The sequence below is a fragment of the Haloarchaeobius caseinilyticus genome (genome assembly GCF_051207395.1).
In the GTDB taxonomy this organism is placed as follows: Archaea; Halobacteriota; Halobacteria; order Halobacteriales; family Natrialbaceae; genus Haloarchaeobius.
Genome location: NZ_JBPJZC010000003.1, coordinates 323,450 through 339,844, shown reverse-complemented (window position 1 = coordinate 339,844; position 16,395 = coordinate 323,450). Strand labels below are relative to the sequence as shown.

The window sequence follows — 16,395 nt, the reverse complement described above, 5'->3', positions numbered from 1 at the left end:
ACACGACAACGACGAGCACTCCCGCTGTCGTCGCGGCCTGAGCCAGCCTTCGACAAACGCAATCCCTAAATTCCACAGGACGCACCGTATGGATATGCGCGGCCAGCCACAGGATTTCGACCGGGTACTCTCTTCGATGTGTACACCGCCCCACCCGGTCGCTCGCGACGCCGCCGAACGCTTTCTCGCGACGAATCCCGGCGACCCTGGGACGTACCAGACCGCTGCCGACCTCGAAGACCGTGCCGTCGACCTACTCGGCGAAGTCGTCGGCCTGTCGGACCCGACTGGCTACATCGCCAGCGGCGGGACCGAGGCGAACATTCAGGCCGTTCGGATGGCGCGAAATCGTGCGGTCTCGTCCGACCCGAACGTCGTGGTCCCCGAGAGCGCGCACTTCTCGTTCCAGAAGGCCGCGGACGTACTCGCACTCGAACTCAGAATCGCGCCGCTGACCGACGACTACACCGTCGACCTCGGCGCGGTCCGGCGCTTCTGCGACGACGACACCGCGGCCGTCGTCGGCGTCGCCGGCTCGACCGAGTACGGGCGCGTCGACCCCATCCCCGAACTCGGCGACATCGCCGACGAGAACGACGCCCTGCTCCACGTCGACGCGGCGTGGGGCGGCTTCGTCCTGCCCTTCACCGACCACGAGTGGAACTTCGACCACGCCAGCGTGGACACCATGACCATCGACCCGCACAAGATGGGCATGGCGGCCATCCCCGCGGGCGGCCTGCTCGCGCGCGAGCCCGAACTGTTCGACGCGCTCGCCGTCGACACGCCGTACCTCGAATCCGCGAAGCAGGCGACGCTGACCGGCACGCGCTCCGGCGCGGGCGTCGCCAGCGCGGCGGCCGTGATGGAAGAGTGCTGGCCCGAGGGCTACCGCGAGAACTACGAACAGGCGCGGGACAACGCGGCGTGGTTCGCCGACGCGCTCCGCGAACGCGACTTCGACGTGGTTGAACCCGACCTCCCCATCGTGTCGGCCGACGTGCCGACCGACCTGTTCGAGGAGTTGCGTGACGAGGGCTGGCGCGTGTCCAGAACCGCCGACGACGAGATGCGCGTCGTGATGATGCCCCACGTCACCCGCGAGGTACTCGACGCGTTCGTCGCCGACCTCGACCGGCTTCGCCCCACCGCGAACATGAACACTTAGGTCGGGGGACTGCAGAGACGAAAGCAGACTTGTGGTGACCGAACTCGTCTCGGTGGTGGACCTCTTCGCAAACCTCCCACTCGGATTGTTCCCGAGCGAAGAGGCAATCAATCAGTTCTTCGAACAGTTGACCGGTTGGCTCGGCCTCGTCATCATCTGGGTGTACTCGTTCCTCATCGCGTTCATCCTTCCACTGCCCAGCGAAGTCGTCCTGATTCCCGAACTCCGTCTGGGCCTGCCCGATTCCATCGAACTCGGCCTCATCATGGTCTTCAGCGGGCTGGGCAAAGCCTGCGGAAGCCTGGTCGCGTTCCACCTCGGGCAAGAGGCGAAGGAGGCCGGCCCTGTCGTCCGGTTCCTCAAAAACTCGCGCGTCAACGTCGTCGAGTGGTCCGAGAAGAAGACGATGGTGCTGGCGAGGAAGTACGGCTACGTCGGGCTGGCGATGGCCCTCTCCGTGCCCTTCTTCCCCGACACCATCTCCATCTACGCGTTCTCGGTGCTCGAAGAGGACTACCTGAAGTTCGCGCTGGCGACGTTCACCGGGAGCGTCGGTCGACTGGTCATCTGGGCCGCCGGTGCAGAGGCGGTGTTCCACGTACTCTGACCCTGGGACACGCGTTCCGACGTTCTCTCCCGGCGAGAATCTGTCTACTGGGTTATCTCCTCAGCGAGCGAATGGTCTCACATGAACCTACGCATCAACAGCAGACTCGTCAGCGGTGGCGTCGTCGTCCTCTTCGGTGTGTTGCTCCTCCTGAGCACTACCGGGACGTACGAGACCGAACAGCTCTGGCAGTTCGTGCCCAGCGTGTTCGTCCTGCTCGGCGTCTGGGCCATCGCCCAGAGCCGTGGTGCGAACCTCGTCGGGCCGGCCGTGCTGATACTCGTCGCCGGTGCTGTCCAACTCGCCGCGCTCGACCTCGTCACCGAGGACCTCGCCGCGACCTACTGGCCCGTGCTGGTCATCCTCGTCGGCCTGACCATCGTCTTCGGTCGCCAGCTTCGCACCCGGGCGGTCACGACCGACGCCGAGACGCTCGACGTGTTCGCCATGTTCGGCGGCGTGACCAAGCGCGCAATCGGCAAGTCGTTCGCGCAGGCCGACGTGACCACCCTGTTCGGTGGCTCCGAAATCGACCTTCGAGGGACGGAACCGGTCGGCACCGCACAGATAGACGTGTTCGCGCTGTTCGGCGGCGTCGAGATTCACGTCCCCGAAGAGTGGACCGTCCGGATGGAGGTCCTGCCAGTCTTTGGTGCGGCCGAGGACGAGCGCCCGCGGGTCATCCGTGAGGACGAACACGGGCGGCGGGTCGGCGGCGACGAGGTCGACCTCGTCGTGACCGGGTTGGTCGGGTTCGGTGGCGTCGAGGTGAACTGACTGTAGAGGTACTCGGCGGCACTCGTTTTTCGAACGAGACGATTCAGAGACGCAGGAAAACACTCCTTAGTCCCGAACAACCGCTCGGAGACCGAAAAACGCGAGCACGAGACCCATCGATGTTACCCAGACACCGAAGAGGAAATTTTGAGTGGTTAGTATCACCCACACTCCCAACGATGCGATTACGAGAGCACCAAGAATCACTACCTTCCGTATCGCATCTGTGTTCTCTTTGAGACGGGCGATTCCGATGATAACGCAGAGAACACACAGACAGAGTGCACCGCCTCCGAGAACGGAATTGTCATCCGTGGCCAGAAGGATGGCGGTGACGAGGATACTGCCGACGACTCCGAAACTGATAGCCAGGATACCGACTAGTCTCTTGTATATTTTCAGCCAACTCATACGATTAATCTGGCCGAACCGACAAATAAACGGCTCCCCTATCTGTCGAGCCCGAATCGCCGTTTCGTCCTCTCTGACCAGCTACTGTCGGTGCCAGGTCTGAGTTCTGGTCGACACGCGAACCCCCGCCACCCAAACCCATTAACCCCACCCCGACCCATCCTACGCTATGCCCTACGACATCGAGCGGTATCTCCACATCCGGAGCGCGTCGAGTGCGTCGTTCTCGGCCGACGGCGAGCGACTCTCGTTTCTGATGGACACGACGGGCGTCTCGCAGGTGTGGACCATCGACGAACCCGGTGGGTGGCCGGACCAGCGGACCTTCTACGACGAGCGCGTGACGTTCGCCTCGTGGTCGCCCGAACACGACGAACTCGTCTTCGGGATGGACAAGGGTGGGAACGAGCGCCAGCAGTTCTATCGCCTCGACGGCGACGGCGGCGAAGAGGTGAACCTCACCGAACACCCGGACGCGAAGCACCGCTGGGGTGGCTGGAGTCACGACGGCGAGCGATTCGCGTTCACATCGAACCGTCGGAACGAGGCCGTCTTCGACGTGTACACGCAGGGACGCGGCGAGACGGGCAACGAGGCCGAGCTAATCTACGAGGGCGACGGGTGGCTCACGGCCGGCGGCTGGAGCCCCGACGACAGCAAACTCGTGGTCTCACAGGCGTACTCGAACTTCGACACCGACCTCTACGTCCTCGACCTCGCCTCGGGTGAGATGGAGCACGTGACGCCCCACGAGGGCGATGCACGCTACTACAGCGCGGAGTGGTCGCCCGATGGCGACGCGCTGTACGTCACGACCGACGTGGAGTCGGACACGCTCTACCTCGCGCGACTGGACCTCGACAGTTACGAACTGGAGACGGTGGTCGACGGTGGCGACTACAACGTCGACGGTATCGCGCTCGACCAGGAATCGAACCGCTTCGTCTACTCGCGCAACGTCGACGGCTACACCGAGATTTCCGTCGGCGAGTTCACCGGGCCGACCGAGTTCGATGCGCTCCCGTCACCCGACCTCCCCGGCGGTATCGCGGGCGGCGTCTCGTGGGGACCCAATGCCGACCAGTTCGCTATCACGGCGACCGGCGCGGCGGTGAACACGAACGTCTACGTCGTCGAGACCGAGACCGGCGAGACCGAGCGCTGGACCTACGCGGCGACCGCGGGTATCCCGGAGTCGACGTTCCGCGACCCCGAACTCGTCCACGTCGAGAGTTTCGACGGACTGGACGTACCGGGCTTCCTGACGCTCCCCGAGGACTACGACGACGGGCAAGTCCCAATCATCGTCTCCATCCACGGCGGCCCGGAGGCACAGCGACGGCCGTCGTTCAACCCCATCAAGCAGTACTTCCTGAACCGCGGCTACGGCTATTTCGAGCCGAACGTCCGCGGGTCGTCAGGGTACGGGAAGGCCTACGGCCACCTCGACGACGTGCGAAAGCGGATGGATTCGGTGAAGGACATCGAGGCCTGCGTCGAGTGGCTGCACGACCATCCGGCGGTCGACAACGAGCGATTGGTGGCGATGGGTGGCTCCTACGGCGGGTTCATGGTGCTCTCGTGTCTCACCGAGTATCCGGACCTGTGGGCTGCGGGCGTCGACGTGGTCGGCATCGCCAACTTCGTGACGTTCCTGGAGAACACTGGGGAGTGGCGGCGTAAGCTCCGCGAGGCCGAGTACGGCTCGCTCGCGGACGACCGCGACTTCCTCGAATCTATCTCGCCCATCAACCACATCGACGCGATTCGCGCCCCGCTGTTCGTCATCCACGGCGAGAACGACCCGCGCGTGCCGGTCGGTGAGGCCCACCAAATCGTCGAGCAGGCCCGCGAGCAGGGCGTGCCGGTCCGCGAGCTTATTTTCGACGACGAGGGCCACGGGCTGTCGAAACTGGAGAACCGAAAGGAAGCGTACTCTGCGGTCGCAGAGTTCCTCGACGAACACGTCTGACGCGGAACCGAGACGACGGCAGGTTCGCACAGCACACCATTCGGCACCCTCTTGTGACAGACCGCCGACGGTCGGCCCATGGAACTGCGAGAGTTCGCCGTCGGCCTCGTCGTCGGTCTCGCGCTCGTCGCGCTCTTGGCCGTCGGCGTCGGCTGGGAGGAACTCCTCGCGAAGGTCCTCGCGGCAGACCGGTCGATGGTGCTCCTCGCACTGGCCGCATCCGTGGCGACGGTCAGCTCGTACGCAGCCGCGACCTACGTCCTCGTCCGGCAGATTCCGGGCGCACCCGGCCCAGGTCGCTTCGGTCTGCTGTACTTCGCCGGGGTGTTCACGAAGCAGGCAGTGCCGCTCGGTAATGCGGGTGGCCCCGCGCTACTCGCCTACATCTTCTCGCGGTACTCCGACGCGCCGGTCGAGCGGACCTTGTTGGCGACGACTGTCGCCGCCGTGTTCAGTTTCGCGGCGAGCGTCGTCGTCGCCGGCGGCGGGTTCGCCGCGGTCGCCCTCTCCCGGCCGCTCCCGGGCTGGTTCCTCCAGTTGGCCGCCGTGCTCACGTTGGCCGTCGCGCTCGCGTTCGCCGGACTGGTCGCACTCGCACTGCGCCCTGGTGCGCTGGAAGATGCGGTCCGCAGCATTGCTGCCGCAGGCTACCGATTGCTCGGGCCACACTCGGCGCGACTCGAACGGAACCTGAATCCGGTGGTCGTCGACGCCCGTATCGACCGATTCGTCGAGACGGGCGAGAACGTCGCGCACGCACCGCGCGCCGTCGCCATGTCGTTCGGTTTCTCCGTGCTCGGCTGGCTGTTCGCGGGGGCGACGCTCTCGCTCTCGCTCGTCGCTGTCGGACTCCAACCCGACTTCGCCGCGGCCGCGGTCGCGGTCCCCCTCTCCGGTGTGGCGAACGCCGTTCCACTGCCCGGCGGCCTCGGCGGTGTCGAGGTGACACTGGCGGGACTCGTCTCGCTCCTCGGCAGTGGTGAGACAGCCACGGTCGGCGCGGCCGTCGTCATCTTCCGAGTCGCCTCGTTCTGGTTCCGCCTCGCAGTAGGTGGCATCGCGGCGCTCGCGGTACTCGGGAGTTTCGGCGTGGGAGACGCGGCGCTGGCCGACGTCGAAGAGAGCACAGAAGAGCAGTGAGTACCGCAGTCAGGTCAAGACGAGGCCGACCAGTCCAGCGAGCGAGGCGAGAATCAGCAGGCCACCGAGGATGTAGCCAGCCGTCGCATCGAACGAGCGCCGGGTCGTGAGGCTGATGTACCAGAGGACGGCGGCTTCGAGGCCGGCGGCGTCGTCTCTGTCTACTTCGCGAAGCGCCTCGTGCAGCTTCCCGAGTGAGATGAGCCCGATGCCGAACAGGAGTCCCATGAGGGGCACGGCTCCTTTCGCGAGCCACGTCGGCACCGCGGTCGAATTCGTGAGGAAGAGCAAGCCGATCGTCCCGTATATGCCGACCGTGTGAACACCAGCTACCGTGAACACGTATTTCGTGTCGTAGTCGGAGTCGCTGGTGAGCGACGACGACGTCGACGACGTTTCGATGTTACCCATTACGCTTCGTCCACGTCTGTATCCGTGAATACCTTGGGGTGCAGGTCGATGCTTCTGGGTCACCGCCGGCGGGCGTTCTGCGGCCGGGCGACAGGAGGCCGACCACTCAGGTGATGACCAGCCCGACGGTCCAGAACAGCGAGAACAGGACGGCTGCGCCGCCGGCGACGTACAGATACGGTCCCGCAGCGCGGAATCGGAACGTCACGAGTTCGACGAGCGCGAGTGCGATGGTGACCACCAGCGAATCCACGTCGTCCTGGTCGTGTTCGTCGAACGCGTGGCGCATGTGCCCGAGGGCGAGGAGTGAGACGCCGAAGAGTCCGAGCGCCACCGGTTGCGTCGCGGACTGGATTGCCTGTGGCACCGTGTCGGTCCCGCCGACGATGCTGGCCGCGACGGCCGCGGCGAAACTGCCGAGACACACGGCGAGCATCGCGAAAATGTGGCCCGCATCGTGGTTGACTTCGCTACCGAGGCCGGAGTCGGTCTCGATGTTACCCATACGACCCCACGAGAGGCGAGCGGTGAGAATCTTGGGGTTCGTCCCCACGAGACGTGACGAGGGGCGAATTCGGTTCCTCAGCCGATGACGCCGGTCTTGCGGGCGACTTCGCGGGCCGCGCGCTCGTTCATCCCGTCGCCCAGAATCGTGTACCGGTCACGAATCGTGTGACAGGTCGTGAGTGCCTCGATGACGGTGTCGTCGTCGATGCCCAGTTCGGCGGCCGTCGTCGGCGCGTCGATGCTCTGCAGGGCGTCACGGATGTCCGTCCAAATGCCGCGGTCGCCCTCGTGCAGGTACGCGGTCATGATGGACCCGACGCCGACCTGATGGCCGTGAAGCGCCTGATTCGGCGCGAGACGGTCGAGTTGGTGGCTGAACAGGTGTTCCGCGCCGGATGCGGGGCGCGAGGAGCCTGCGATGGACATCGCGACGCCGGAGGAGACGAGCGCCTTCGTGACGACCCACGCGGACTCTTCGAGGCCGGGTTTGACGAGCGGCGCGTTGTCGACCAGAATCTCCGCCGTCATTTCGGAGAGCGCAGCCGCGTACTCCGAATACTCCACGTCTTTCAGTCGGTTGGCGAGTCGCCAGTCCATCACGGCCGTGTAGTTCGAGATGATGTCGGCACAGCCCGCCGTTGTCAGTTCCCACGGGGCCTCGGCGAGCAGTTCCGTGTCGGCGACGACCGCCAGCGGCGGGTCGGCGGCGACGGAGTGTCTGGTGTCACCTTCGGGGACCGACCCGCGCCCGGAGACGATGCCGTCGTGGCTGGCCGCGGTCGGGACCGAGACGAAGCCGCGACCGATGTGGTCTGCGGCCATCTTCGCGATGTCGATGGCTTTGCCGCCGCCGACGCCGAGCAGGAAGCCGGCGTCCATCTCCTTCGCGATTTCGATGACTTCCTCGACCGCCTCGAAACTCGCCGACTCGACGACGACCGTCTCCGCGTCGACGCCGTTCTCCGCGAACTGCTCGACGATGGCCTCGCCAGCGATTTTCCGCGGTGTCGGACTCGTCACGATGAGCGGTCGCCCGTGGAGGTGGAGTTCGTCGACGGCCTCGACCGTCTTGTCGAGGACGCCGTGACCGACCACCACGTTCCGTGGCAGGCGAATCCAGGTCGATTTTGTGAACATACCACGCCAATGGCTACCGGTCGGGAAAGGAGTTACGCGATTGGAACGAGGGGGATTTGCCCCCGACGGTGGCCCACTCAGGCCGGGTAGCCGATGAAGAAGCGTCGCTCGACGAGCAGGCCATCTTCCTCGAACGTGAGTATCAGCCAGTGCTCGTCGTCGCTGTACTCGTAGTCGACGTAGTCCTCGGGACCGTACTCGACGAACGCGTCGGCTTCGTCGTCGTCACGCACACAGAAGGTCGGTTTCTCCCCCTTCATGTGCATGCTTGTCACTGTGGCAGGATAGCCACTGTCGGCGGTCCGGTGAGGTATCACTGACGGACGACGTATCCGGCTGGTGGCCTACAGCGTGTCCAACACGCCCAGAAGTCGCTCTTCGTTCTCCCGGCCGGGGTCGTGCTCACTGCCGTCGCGCTCGGAGTCGAGGTGGTCGTCGACGGCCGCCTGCATCGCTTCGTCGAGCGCTGTCGACTCCCAGCCGAGGTCCTGCAGCTTGTTCGTGTCCAGCACGTGCGGGTAGTCTCGGTAGAGGACGTAGTCGTCGCCGGAGAGGTCGCCGATGGAGAGTTCGCGCTCGGAGGCGTGGACGACTTCCACGTCCGTGTCCAGACTGTCGGCAACCAGTTCGACCATCTCCTCCAGCGTCACGAGTCGCTCGTCGCCCACGTTGTACGCCTCACCCGCCTCGCCTTCTTCGGCGACGATTCGCAGCGCGCTCGCCACGTCCTCGACGTAGGCGCGGTGCCAGACGTTCGTGCCGTCACCGGGGACGACGATGCGGTCGTACTCGTTCACTCGCGAAATCCAGAAGTCCAGACGTTCGGAGTAGTCGTGCGGGCCGTAGACGATGCAGGGGCGGACGGCCATCGCGCGAACGTCGTTCTCCGCGGCGGCGGCGAAGACGGCGCGGTCGCCCTCGGCCTTGCGGTTGCCGTAGGTCTCGTCCGAGTCGTCTTTCGCCTGCTCGTCGGTGCAGTCGCGTAGTGGGGTGACGCCCTCGCGCTTGGGAATCTCCTCACGGCCGTAGGAGTCGCCCGAGGAGATGTAGACGTAGGCGTCGACGTCCGAGAAGACGCGACAGGCCATACGGACCTCGCGCGGTTTGTAGGCGACGCAGTCGACGACGATGTCGTGGTCGGCCTCACGCGCCGCCACGGCGAGGTCGGCGTCGTCGGTTCGGTCGCCTTCGACGTGGGTCACGCGGTCGTCGTCCGCGAAGGGGTTCTCGTGGTTGCCGCGATTGAAGATGGTGACCTCGTAGTCGTGGTCGAGCAGTTCAGAGACGGTGTGGCGGCCGATAAATCGGGTGCCGCCGATGACGAGCGCAGTGTCCATGCACGAGGCGATGGGAGCGGTGAGAAAAACGGTGGTGATTGTGGCTGGCGGCCGAGCGACGTTCTGGATGGAAGACTCTCTCTGGGCCCAAACCCACACCAGAAAATACGACCGTCGAACGACGACGAGTCGACTATTGCTGCTTGGAACGCTCCGCGACCTCGACGATCTCGATGTCCCAACTGGGGTCACCGTTTTGTCCGTCGATTGCCCAACCGCCTTCGAGCAGCACGCCGTTCTCCTCGGCACGTCGAACGAGGTCGATCAATTCCTCGTGAAACTGGTCTCTTGGGTCGATTGTCTCACGCTTACTCATGGTTCCTTCTCGTAATTCCGGATATAGACGGGTAGCTCAGCATGGTATTTAGCTTTGTTGTGATTTTTCGAGTTACAGTACTCCTCGGCCGACGAACCTTCCAGTGAGACGGTCAAATCAGACGATAGCTTGGCGGTGACCGCCACACGTTAGTGGGCCGTGTTCGACGACTGCCACGATTTGAGTACCGGTAAATACGTCGTCACCAAGACGTTCTGGCTTCCCTTTCCCCAGAGTCCAGATGGCTGTCCATCGCCAGAAGAGATGACGAGGACGGCACGCTCACCGACGAAGAGGAACGATTTGATGGCCGACCCAGACCAGATGCCTGCGGAGGGGACGACCGAAATCTCCTCGATAGCGTCTTCGGACGGGTCGTCGAACGGGTCCTCGACCCCACCGATGGTGACGTCCACGCCTCGACGGACTGCCGCGCAAATCGCCCGGCCAATCGAACGGGGAACGTCGCCATCGACCGCGACGAAGACGACGCTCTCCGTCGCGTCGTCGATGAGCTCGACCGCCCGGCCCGCGACCGAATCTTTGCCCTTGCTGACCCAGACGCCATCGACCCGCTGATTGCCATCGAGTGGTGGGAAGGTGTCGAGGATTTCGAAGAGGTCGGTGACGGCCCGTTCGTACTCCCGCTGGAACCGTCGTCGCGTCGTCTCCTTCGACGTCGGAAAGAACTCCTGTGGATTGTTCCGGCGAACCTCGACCAGCCCGTAGTCCTGGAGTTCTTCCACTGCGTCGTACACCTTCGTCCGTGGGACCGACGACGAGTCGCTGACGTCCCGAGCCGTCCCACCACTGATACGATAGAGGGTCAAGAAGGTTCGCGCAGCGTACTTCGTGAGACCGAGCTTGTTGAGCAGTGAAACTGCCTCGTTCACCGCCTCGATTGGCGGACTTTCTCGGTTTTTGTTGACATCAGTCATCTGTTGAAAGGCTGATGGCTTGTGGGTCTGGTTAGTTCGACATCGAACGGGACGAGAACATCTGGCACCTTGCACTACGTTGCGCCGTCAGTAGGTAATAGTGTTTTGTGACTATTTGAGTAACAGCGGTCGAATCCGCTCGCTCGTATATTCTGTCGTAACTTTCGTCGTTACAAAGATGAAGACCTAAAACTGCGCGTCCCGAATCGGACAGTATGGAGACTGTGGCGTCCGAACGGTTGGTCCATCCAACCGCCGGGCGCACCTGCTCGGCCGTCCGCAGAGTTGGTTCACGATGAGCCACGAGGAAACGAACGGGGGACGAGCAGTCGAACTGTTACAGCAGGTCGGACTCAAGGAGTACGAATCGAAGGCGTTCGTCACGTTGACCGGGTTACCCGAAGGGACCGCCCGTATGATAAGCGACCAAAGCGGTATTCCACGGCCTCGCGTGTACGACGCGATACGAGTGCTGGAGTCGAAGGGGCTGGTCGAGACACAGCACACGACGCCACAGAAGTTCCGCGCGGTCCCAATCGACGAAGCGATATCGATTCTCCGGCGACAGTACGAGGCACGCTTCGCGGACCTGGACGACGCCCTCAAACAGGTGGAATTCGAGCAGGGGCCGATGGAGCGTTCGTCCGAGGAGGTGTGGAGCCTGACCGGGACCGGAGCAGTGACCAGCCGGATGCTACGAACGTTCGAAGACGCCGAATCAGAGATCGTCCTCCTGTTCGGTGACGATGGGCTGCTCACTGCGGACTTGTTCGAGAGCCTCCGTGACGCGGTCGACCGGGATGCGGACGTGACGATTGGGGTTCTCGACGACGGCAGTCGCGGGCGAATCGAAGAGTCTGTCCCGGGCGCGAGGGTGTTCGCGTCCGGACTGGACTGGCTCAGGGCCGACGACGACGAGGAGTCACAGGTCGGGTGGTCCTCGTGGACGGAAGCGTGATGTTGGTGAGTTCGCTGGGGCCACACAGGAGTCCGGGCGAGGAATCGGCGATATGGGCAGAAGGCGTCGGAAACGGGCTGGTCGTCATCGCCCGTCGGTTGTTGCGCGCCGGTCTTGGGGACGGGGACGTAAGCAGTCGATGACCGGGCAGCGACGCTGGCCGGTCAGTCGTCGCTCGTGGCGAACCCGGCGACGCCGCCGTCGCCTTCGAGCGCGGCGCTCTCGGGTAGCGTCTCGCGCACGTCTTCTGCGTCCTCTTCGACCAGCACGCGCTTGTACGCGTCGGGCATGACCTTCACGAACGAGTCGAGCGTGGCCTCCCAGTCGTCGAGCAGTTCCTTCGCGCGCTCGGAGCCGGTGTAGGCGACGTGGTTACGGACGAGGCGGCGCAGCATGCGCACGTCGCGCTCGTCGAGGTCGTGGTCGACGTGGACCATTCCGGTGTTCACCTTGTCCGTGAACTCGTCGTCTTCGTCCAGCACGTAGGCGATGCCGCCGGACATGCCCGCGGCGAAGTTCTTCCCGGTATCGCCCAGCACGGCGACGACGCCGCCGGTCATGTACTCACAGCCGTGGTCGCCGACGCCTTCGACGACCGCGGTCGCGCCGGAGTTACGCACACCGAAGCGTTCGCCAGCGACGCCGTTGACGTAGCACTCGCCGTCCGTCGCGCCGTAGAGTGCGACGTTGCCGATGGCGACGTTCTCGCTCGGGTCGTAAGCGGCGTCGCGCGGCGTTTCGACCGCGAGACGGCCGCCGGAGAGGCCCTTGCCGACGTGGTCGTTCGCGCTGCCGACGAGGTGGAGCGCCACGCCAGAGGCGAGGAACGCGCCGAATGACTGCCCGGCGGTGCCACGCAGGGTCACGTTCACGGTGTCGTCCGGCAGGCCGTCTTCGCCGTGTTCGCTGGAGACGGCGTTGGACAGGCGCGCGCCGACCGTGCGGTCCGTGTTCGACACTTCGCCCGCGAGCCCGACCGGCTGGCCGGTTGCGATGGCGTCGCCCGCTTCGTCGAGCAGGTCGTGGTCGAGGTGGTCGTCGAGTTCGTGGTCCTGTTCACGGACCTTCGTGCGCGGGCCCGAGCCTACGTCGGCGAGCACCGACGAGAGGTCGAGGCCGCGGGCCTTCGGGTGGTCGGTCTCGCGCTGGGTCAGGCAGTCGACCCGGCCGATGGCCTCTTCGACCGTCTCGAAGCCGAGTTCTGCGAGAATCTCGCGCAGTTCCTGCGCGATGAACGTCATGTAGTTGATGACGTGTTCTGGCTCGCCGGGGAAGCGCTGGCGCAGGTCTTCGCGCTGGGTCGCGACGCCGACCGGACAGGTGTTCTTGTGGCACTGCCGAGCCATCACGCAGCCGGAGGTGACGAGCGCCGCAGTCCCGAAGATGTACTCCTCTGCGCCGAGCATGGCGGCGACGGCCACGTCACGGCCGGTCTTCATGCCACCGTCGGCGCTCACGCGGATGCGGTCGCGCAGGCCGGTCTGGCGGAGCATCTGCGTGGCTTCGGCGAGGCCGAGTTCCCACGGGAGGCCAGCGTGCTTGATGGACGTTCTGGGCGAGGCACCAGTCCCGCCGGAGTGCCCGGAGATGTGGACCACGTCGGCGTTCGCCTTGGCGACACCGGCCGCGATGGTGCCGATACCGGCTTCGGACACGAGCTTCACGTTGATGTCTGCATCCGGACTCGCCGCCTTCAGGTCGAAGATGAGCTGCTTGAGGTCCTCGATGGAGTAGATGTCGTGTAGCGGCGGCGGCGAGATGAGGCCGACGCCGGGCGTCGCCTTGCGGACGTGGGCGATCATCTCGTTCACCTTCTCGCCGGGCAGGTGGCCACCTTCGCCGGGCTTCGACCCCTGCGCCATCTTGATTTGCAGTTCGTCGGCGTTGGCGAGGTAGGTAGACGTGACGCCGAAGCGCCCGGAGGCGACCTGCTTCACGTTGCACTCCTTTTCGGTGTTAAACCGTTCCGGGGGTTCACCGCCCTCCCCAGAGTTCGACTTCCCGCCGATGCGGTTCATGGCGATAGAGTTGTTCTCGTGGGCTTCGGGCGACAGGCTCCCGAGCGACATCGCCGCCGTCGAGAACCGCTGGACGATTTCGTGGACCGGTTCCACGTCCTCGACCGGGATGGACTCGCGGTCGGACTCGAATTCGAGCAGGCCGCGAAGCGTCTGGAGTTGTTCGGACTGGTCGTTCACCTGCTCGGCGAACTCGCCGTAGCGTTCGTAGTCACCCGAGCGCACCGACTGCTGGAGTGCTCCGACCGACGCGGGGTTCCACTGGTGGTGGATGCCACCCGAGCGCGGTTCGTACTCACCGGAGCGGTCGAGTTGCGGGTCTTCGCCGTAGGCCACTTCGTGCCGTTCGCGCAGGTCCGACTCGATGGCGTCGACGCCGATGCCCTCGGTCCGGTTCTCTGTGCCTTCGAAGTATTCGGCGACGAAGTCCGAATCGAGGCCGACGGCTTCGAAAATCTGGGCACCCTGATAGCTTTCGACCGTCGAAATGCCCATCTTCGCCATCGTCTTCAGCAGGCCCTGCTCGACGGCTTGGACGTACGCCGCGATGGCCTCGTCGAGTTCCGCGCCGTCGGCTCCGGCCGTGAGGTCGGCGATGGACTGGAACGCGAGGTAGGGGTTCACCGCGTCCGCGCCGTAGCCCACGAGCGTCGCCACGTGGTGGACGGTGCGCGGGTCCGCCGACTCCACGACGATTCCGGCGTGATTGCGCAGTCCGTTGCGCACGAGGTGGTGGTGGACGCCGCCCATCGCCAGCAATGCGGGGACGTGCAGGCGGTCCGCGCCGGCGTCACGGTCCGAGAGGACGACCACGTCCGCGCCGTCGCGGATGGCTGCCTCGGCTTCGTTGCGGATACGTTCGACTGCGGATTCGAGGTCCCCGTCGAGCGAGAACGTCGTGTCGACCGTCGCCGCGGACAGGCCGTTCGTCTCGATTCCTTCGATGGCCGAAAGCTGGCCGTCGGTGACGACGGGTGACTCGGCGACCAGTTGCCGGGCGTGCTCGGGCGACTCGGCCAGCATGTTGCGCTGGTGGCCCATCCGGGTCTCCAGCGAGGTCACGAGTTCTTCGCGGATGTAGTCGAGCGGCGGGTTCGTCACCTGCGCGAACAGTTGCTTGAAGTACGAGAACAGCGGCCGGTTGTAGTCCGAGAGCACCGACAGCGGCGTGTCGTCGCCCATCGACCCGACCGGGTCCTTGCCCTTCTTCGCCATCGGTTCGATGACCTGGTCGAGTTCGTCGTGGGTGTAGCCGAACGCGGCTTGCATCGCACGCAGGTCGCCCGAGAATTCACCGGGCGTCAGGTCCTCGTCGGCCTCCTCGTCGAGTCGGACCTGTTCGTCGGCGAGCCACTGGCCGTAGCGCTCGTCCGTCAGGTCGTCGAAGACTTCGGCGTCGGGAACGACGCGCCCCTCGTTCGGGTCTGCGAGGAACAGTTGACCGGGCTGGAGACGGCCGCGCTCCTTGATTTCTGATTCGTCGATGTCGAGTGCGCCAGCCTCGCTCGCCATCACGAGGCGGTCGTCGGTCGTCACGTCGTACCGGCACGGGCGCAGGCCGTTGCGGTCGAGGGCTGCCCCGACGCGTTCGCCGTCGGTCGCGGCCACGAGCGCAGGACCGTCCCACGGCTCGACGAGCGAGGCGTGGAAGTCGTAGAAGTCCTTGCGGTCGGAAGCCATCTCGTCGTCGTCGCGCCACGCTTCGGGGACGAGCATCCGCAGGGCGTGGGGCAGGTCACGCGTCTGCGTGAGCAGTTCGAGCGCGTTGTCGACGCTCGCCGTGTCGGACTGCTCTGGGTCCTGAATGATGGGCTTGACTGCGTCGAGGTCCAACTCCTCGGTTTCGAGGTCGGTTTCGCGCGCCCGCATCCAGTTCACGTTGCCCTGAATCGTGTTGAACTCGCCGTTGTGGACGATGCCGCGGTACGGGTGTGCGAGGTGCCACGCGCCGAGCGTGTTCGTCGAGAAGCGCTCGTGGACCATCACGAACGTCGAGGTGACGCGCTCGTCGCGGAGGTCCGCGTAGTAGCTCGGGACCTGTTCGCCGGTCAAGAGACCCTTGTACACGACGGTCTTGCGGTCGAGCGAGCAGACGTAGAAGCGACCGGAGCCGTCGAGGTCGGCAGCCTCGACGCGGTTCTCCAGTTCGCGACGCGCTTCGTACAGTGCGCGGTCGAAGGCGTCGGTGTCGCCCGCGGCGTCGCTCCCGTCGGCCGGCGCGACGAAGCACTGCCAGACGTCCGGCTCCGAGTCGAGTGCGGTCTGGCCGAGGCCGTCGTTGTCGGTCGGCACGTCGCGCCAGTGCAGCACTTCGACGCCTCGGTCGGCGAAGTGCGCCTCGACGACCGACTGGAGTTCCGCCCGGGCATCGGTGTCTTGTGGGAAGAACAGTGACCCGACCGCGTACGGGTCGGGAAGGTCGACCGCTACCTCGTCGTCGAAGAAGGCATCCGGTCGCTGCAGCATGATTCCCGCGCCGTCGCCCGTGTTCGGTTCTGCGCCAGTCGTTCCGCGATGTTCGAGGTTCTGGAGCAACTGGAGTCCATCTGCAACCACGTCGTGGTCGGTCGTGCCGTCGAGGTTCATCACCACGCCAACGCCGCAGTTGGACCGCTCGTCCGCAGGGTCGGCCAACCCGTCGCTGGCTGGGGCTGCCCGGTGTGGCTGATTCATGTATACACGGCACACAGACTCGTAT

15 protein-coding genes are annotated in these 16,395 nt (G+C 65.0%); 6 read left to right on the top strand and 9 right to left on the bottom strand.

Annotated elements, in window-relative coordinates; all coding sequences use genetic code 11:
• The first annotated feature begins 94 nt into the window (after positions 1–94).
• From mfnA to ACSC1P_RS14320, 3 genes are all read left to right on the top strand, one after another.
• On the top strand, positions 95–1,168 hold the full coding sequence (gene mfnA, locus ACSC1P_RS14330) for a tyrosine decarboxylase MfnA (protein ID WP_435360872.1): 1,074 nt from the start codon (positions 95–97) through the stop codon (positions 1,166–1,168).
• 55 nt (positions 1,169–1,223) lie between these two features.
• Complete coding sequence (locus ACSC1P_RS14325; RefSeq protein ID WP_435360871.1) at positions 1,224–1,775, top strand: YqaA family protein; 552 nt, start codon at positions 1,224–1,226, stop codon at positions 1,773–1,775.
• An 81-nt stretch (positions 1,776–1,856) separates the two neighbouring features.
• Entirely contained in the window at positions 1,857–2,552 is a 696-nt protein-coding gene (locus ACSC1P_RS14320) for a LiaF transmembrane domain-containing protein (protein WP_435360870.1), read from the top strand.
• 66 nt (positions 2,553–2,618) lie between these two features.
• Here the strand turns inward: ACSC1P_RS14320 and ACSC1P_RS14315 are convergent, their stop codons facing one another.
• Positions 2,619–2,963, bottom strand: coding sequence for a hypothetical protein (locus ACSC1P_RS14315; RefSeq protein ID WP_435360869.1), 345 nt, complete (start codon positions 2,961–2,963; stop codon positions 2,619–2,621).
• Positions 2,964–3,132: 169 nt separating this feature from the next.
• Between ACSC1P_RS14315 and ACSC1P_RS14310 the strand changes: the two genes are divergently transcribed.
• Both ACSC1P_RS14310 and ACSC1P_RS14305 read left to right on the top strand, forming a co-directional pair.
• Positions 3,133–4,935: a S9 family peptidase gene (locus ACSC1P_RS14310; protein WP_435360868.1), complete on the top strand. Its 1,803-nt coding sequence runs from the start codon at positions 3,133–3,135 to the stop codon at positions 4,933–4,935.
• A gap of 78 nt (positions 4,936–5,013) precedes the next feature.
• Entirely contained in the window at positions 5,014–6,075 is a 1,062-nt protein-coding gene (locus ACSC1P_RS14305) for a lysylphosphatidylglycerol synthase transmembrane domain-containing protein (protein WP_435360867.1), read from the top strand.
• Between the two features lie 9 nt (positions 6,076–6,084).
• Here ACSC1P_RS14305 and ACSC1P_RS14300 read toward each other — a convergent pair whose 3' ends face one another.
• From ACSC1P_RS14300 to ACSC1P_RS14270, 7 genes are all read right to left on the bottom strand, one after another.
• Complete coding sequence (locus tag ACSC1P_RS14300) at positions 6,085–6,486, bottom strand: hypothetical protein (RefSeq protein WP_435360866.1); 402 nt, start codon at positions 6,484–6,486, stop codon at positions 6,085–6,087.
• A gap of 106 nt (positions 6,487–6,592) precedes the next feature.
• A complete protein-coding gene (locus ACSC1P_RS14295) occupies positions 6,593–6,991 on the bottom strand; it encodes a hypothetical protein (RefSeq protein WP_435360865.1) in 399 nt (132 codons plus the stop codon).
• Positions 6,992–7,068: 77 nt separating this feature from the next.
• Complete coding sequence (locus tag ACSC1P_RS14290) at positions 7,069–8,130, bottom strand: NAD(P)-dependent glycerol-1-phosphate dehydrogenase (RefSeq protein ID WP_435360864.1); 1,062 nt, start codon at positions 8,128–8,130, stop codon at positions 7,069–7,071.
• 77 nt (positions 8,131–8,207) lie between these two features.
• Positions 8,208–8,390, bottom strand: a complete 183-nt coding sequence (locus tag ACSC1P_RS14285) for a hypothetical protein (protein ID WP_435360863.1) — start codon at positions 8,388–8,390, stop codon at positions 8,208–8,210.
• A gap of 84 nt (positions 8,391–8,474) precedes the next feature.
• Positions 8,475–9,467, bottom strand: coding sequence for an NAD-dependent epimerase/dehydratase family protein (locus tag ACSC1P_RS14280; protein ID WP_435360862.1), 993 nt, complete (start codon positions 9,465–9,467; stop codon positions 8,475–8,477).
• Between the two features lie 133 nt (positions 9,468–9,600).
• Complete coding sequence (locus ACSC1P_RS14275; protein WP_435360861.1) at positions 9,601–9,783, bottom strand: hypothetical protein; 183 nt, start codon at positions 9,781–9,783, stop codon at positions 9,601–9,603.
• 149 nt (positions 9,784–9,932) lie between these two features.
• Positions 9,933–10,721: a TrmB family transcriptional regulator gene (locus ACSC1P_RS14270; RefSeq protein WP_435360860.1), complete on the bottom strand. Its 789-nt coding sequence runs from the start codon at positions 10,719–10,721 to the stop codon at positions 9,933–9,935.
• Between the two features lie 295 nt (positions 10,722–11,016).
• Between ACSC1P_RS14270 and ACSC1P_RS14265 the strand changes: the two genes are divergently transcribed.
• Positions 11,017–11,679: a TrmB family transcriptional regulator gene (locus ACSC1P_RS14265; protein WP_435360859.1), complete on the top strand. Its 663-nt coding sequence runs from the start codon at positions 11,017–11,019 to the stop codon at positions 11,677–11,679.
• Between the two features lie 164 nt (positions 11,680–11,843).
• On the opposite strand, the gene gltB is transcribed toward ACSC1P_RS14265, so the two are convergent.
• Positions 11,844–16,370 carry a glutamate synthase large subunit gene (gene gltB, locus ACSC1P_RS14260; RefSeq protein WP_435360858.1) on the bottom strand — a complete coding sequence of 1,509 codons (4,527 nt, stop codon included), beginning with the start codon at positions 16,368–16,370 and terminating at the stop codon, positions 11,844–11,846.
• Positions 16,371–16,395: the final 25 nt, after the last annotated feature.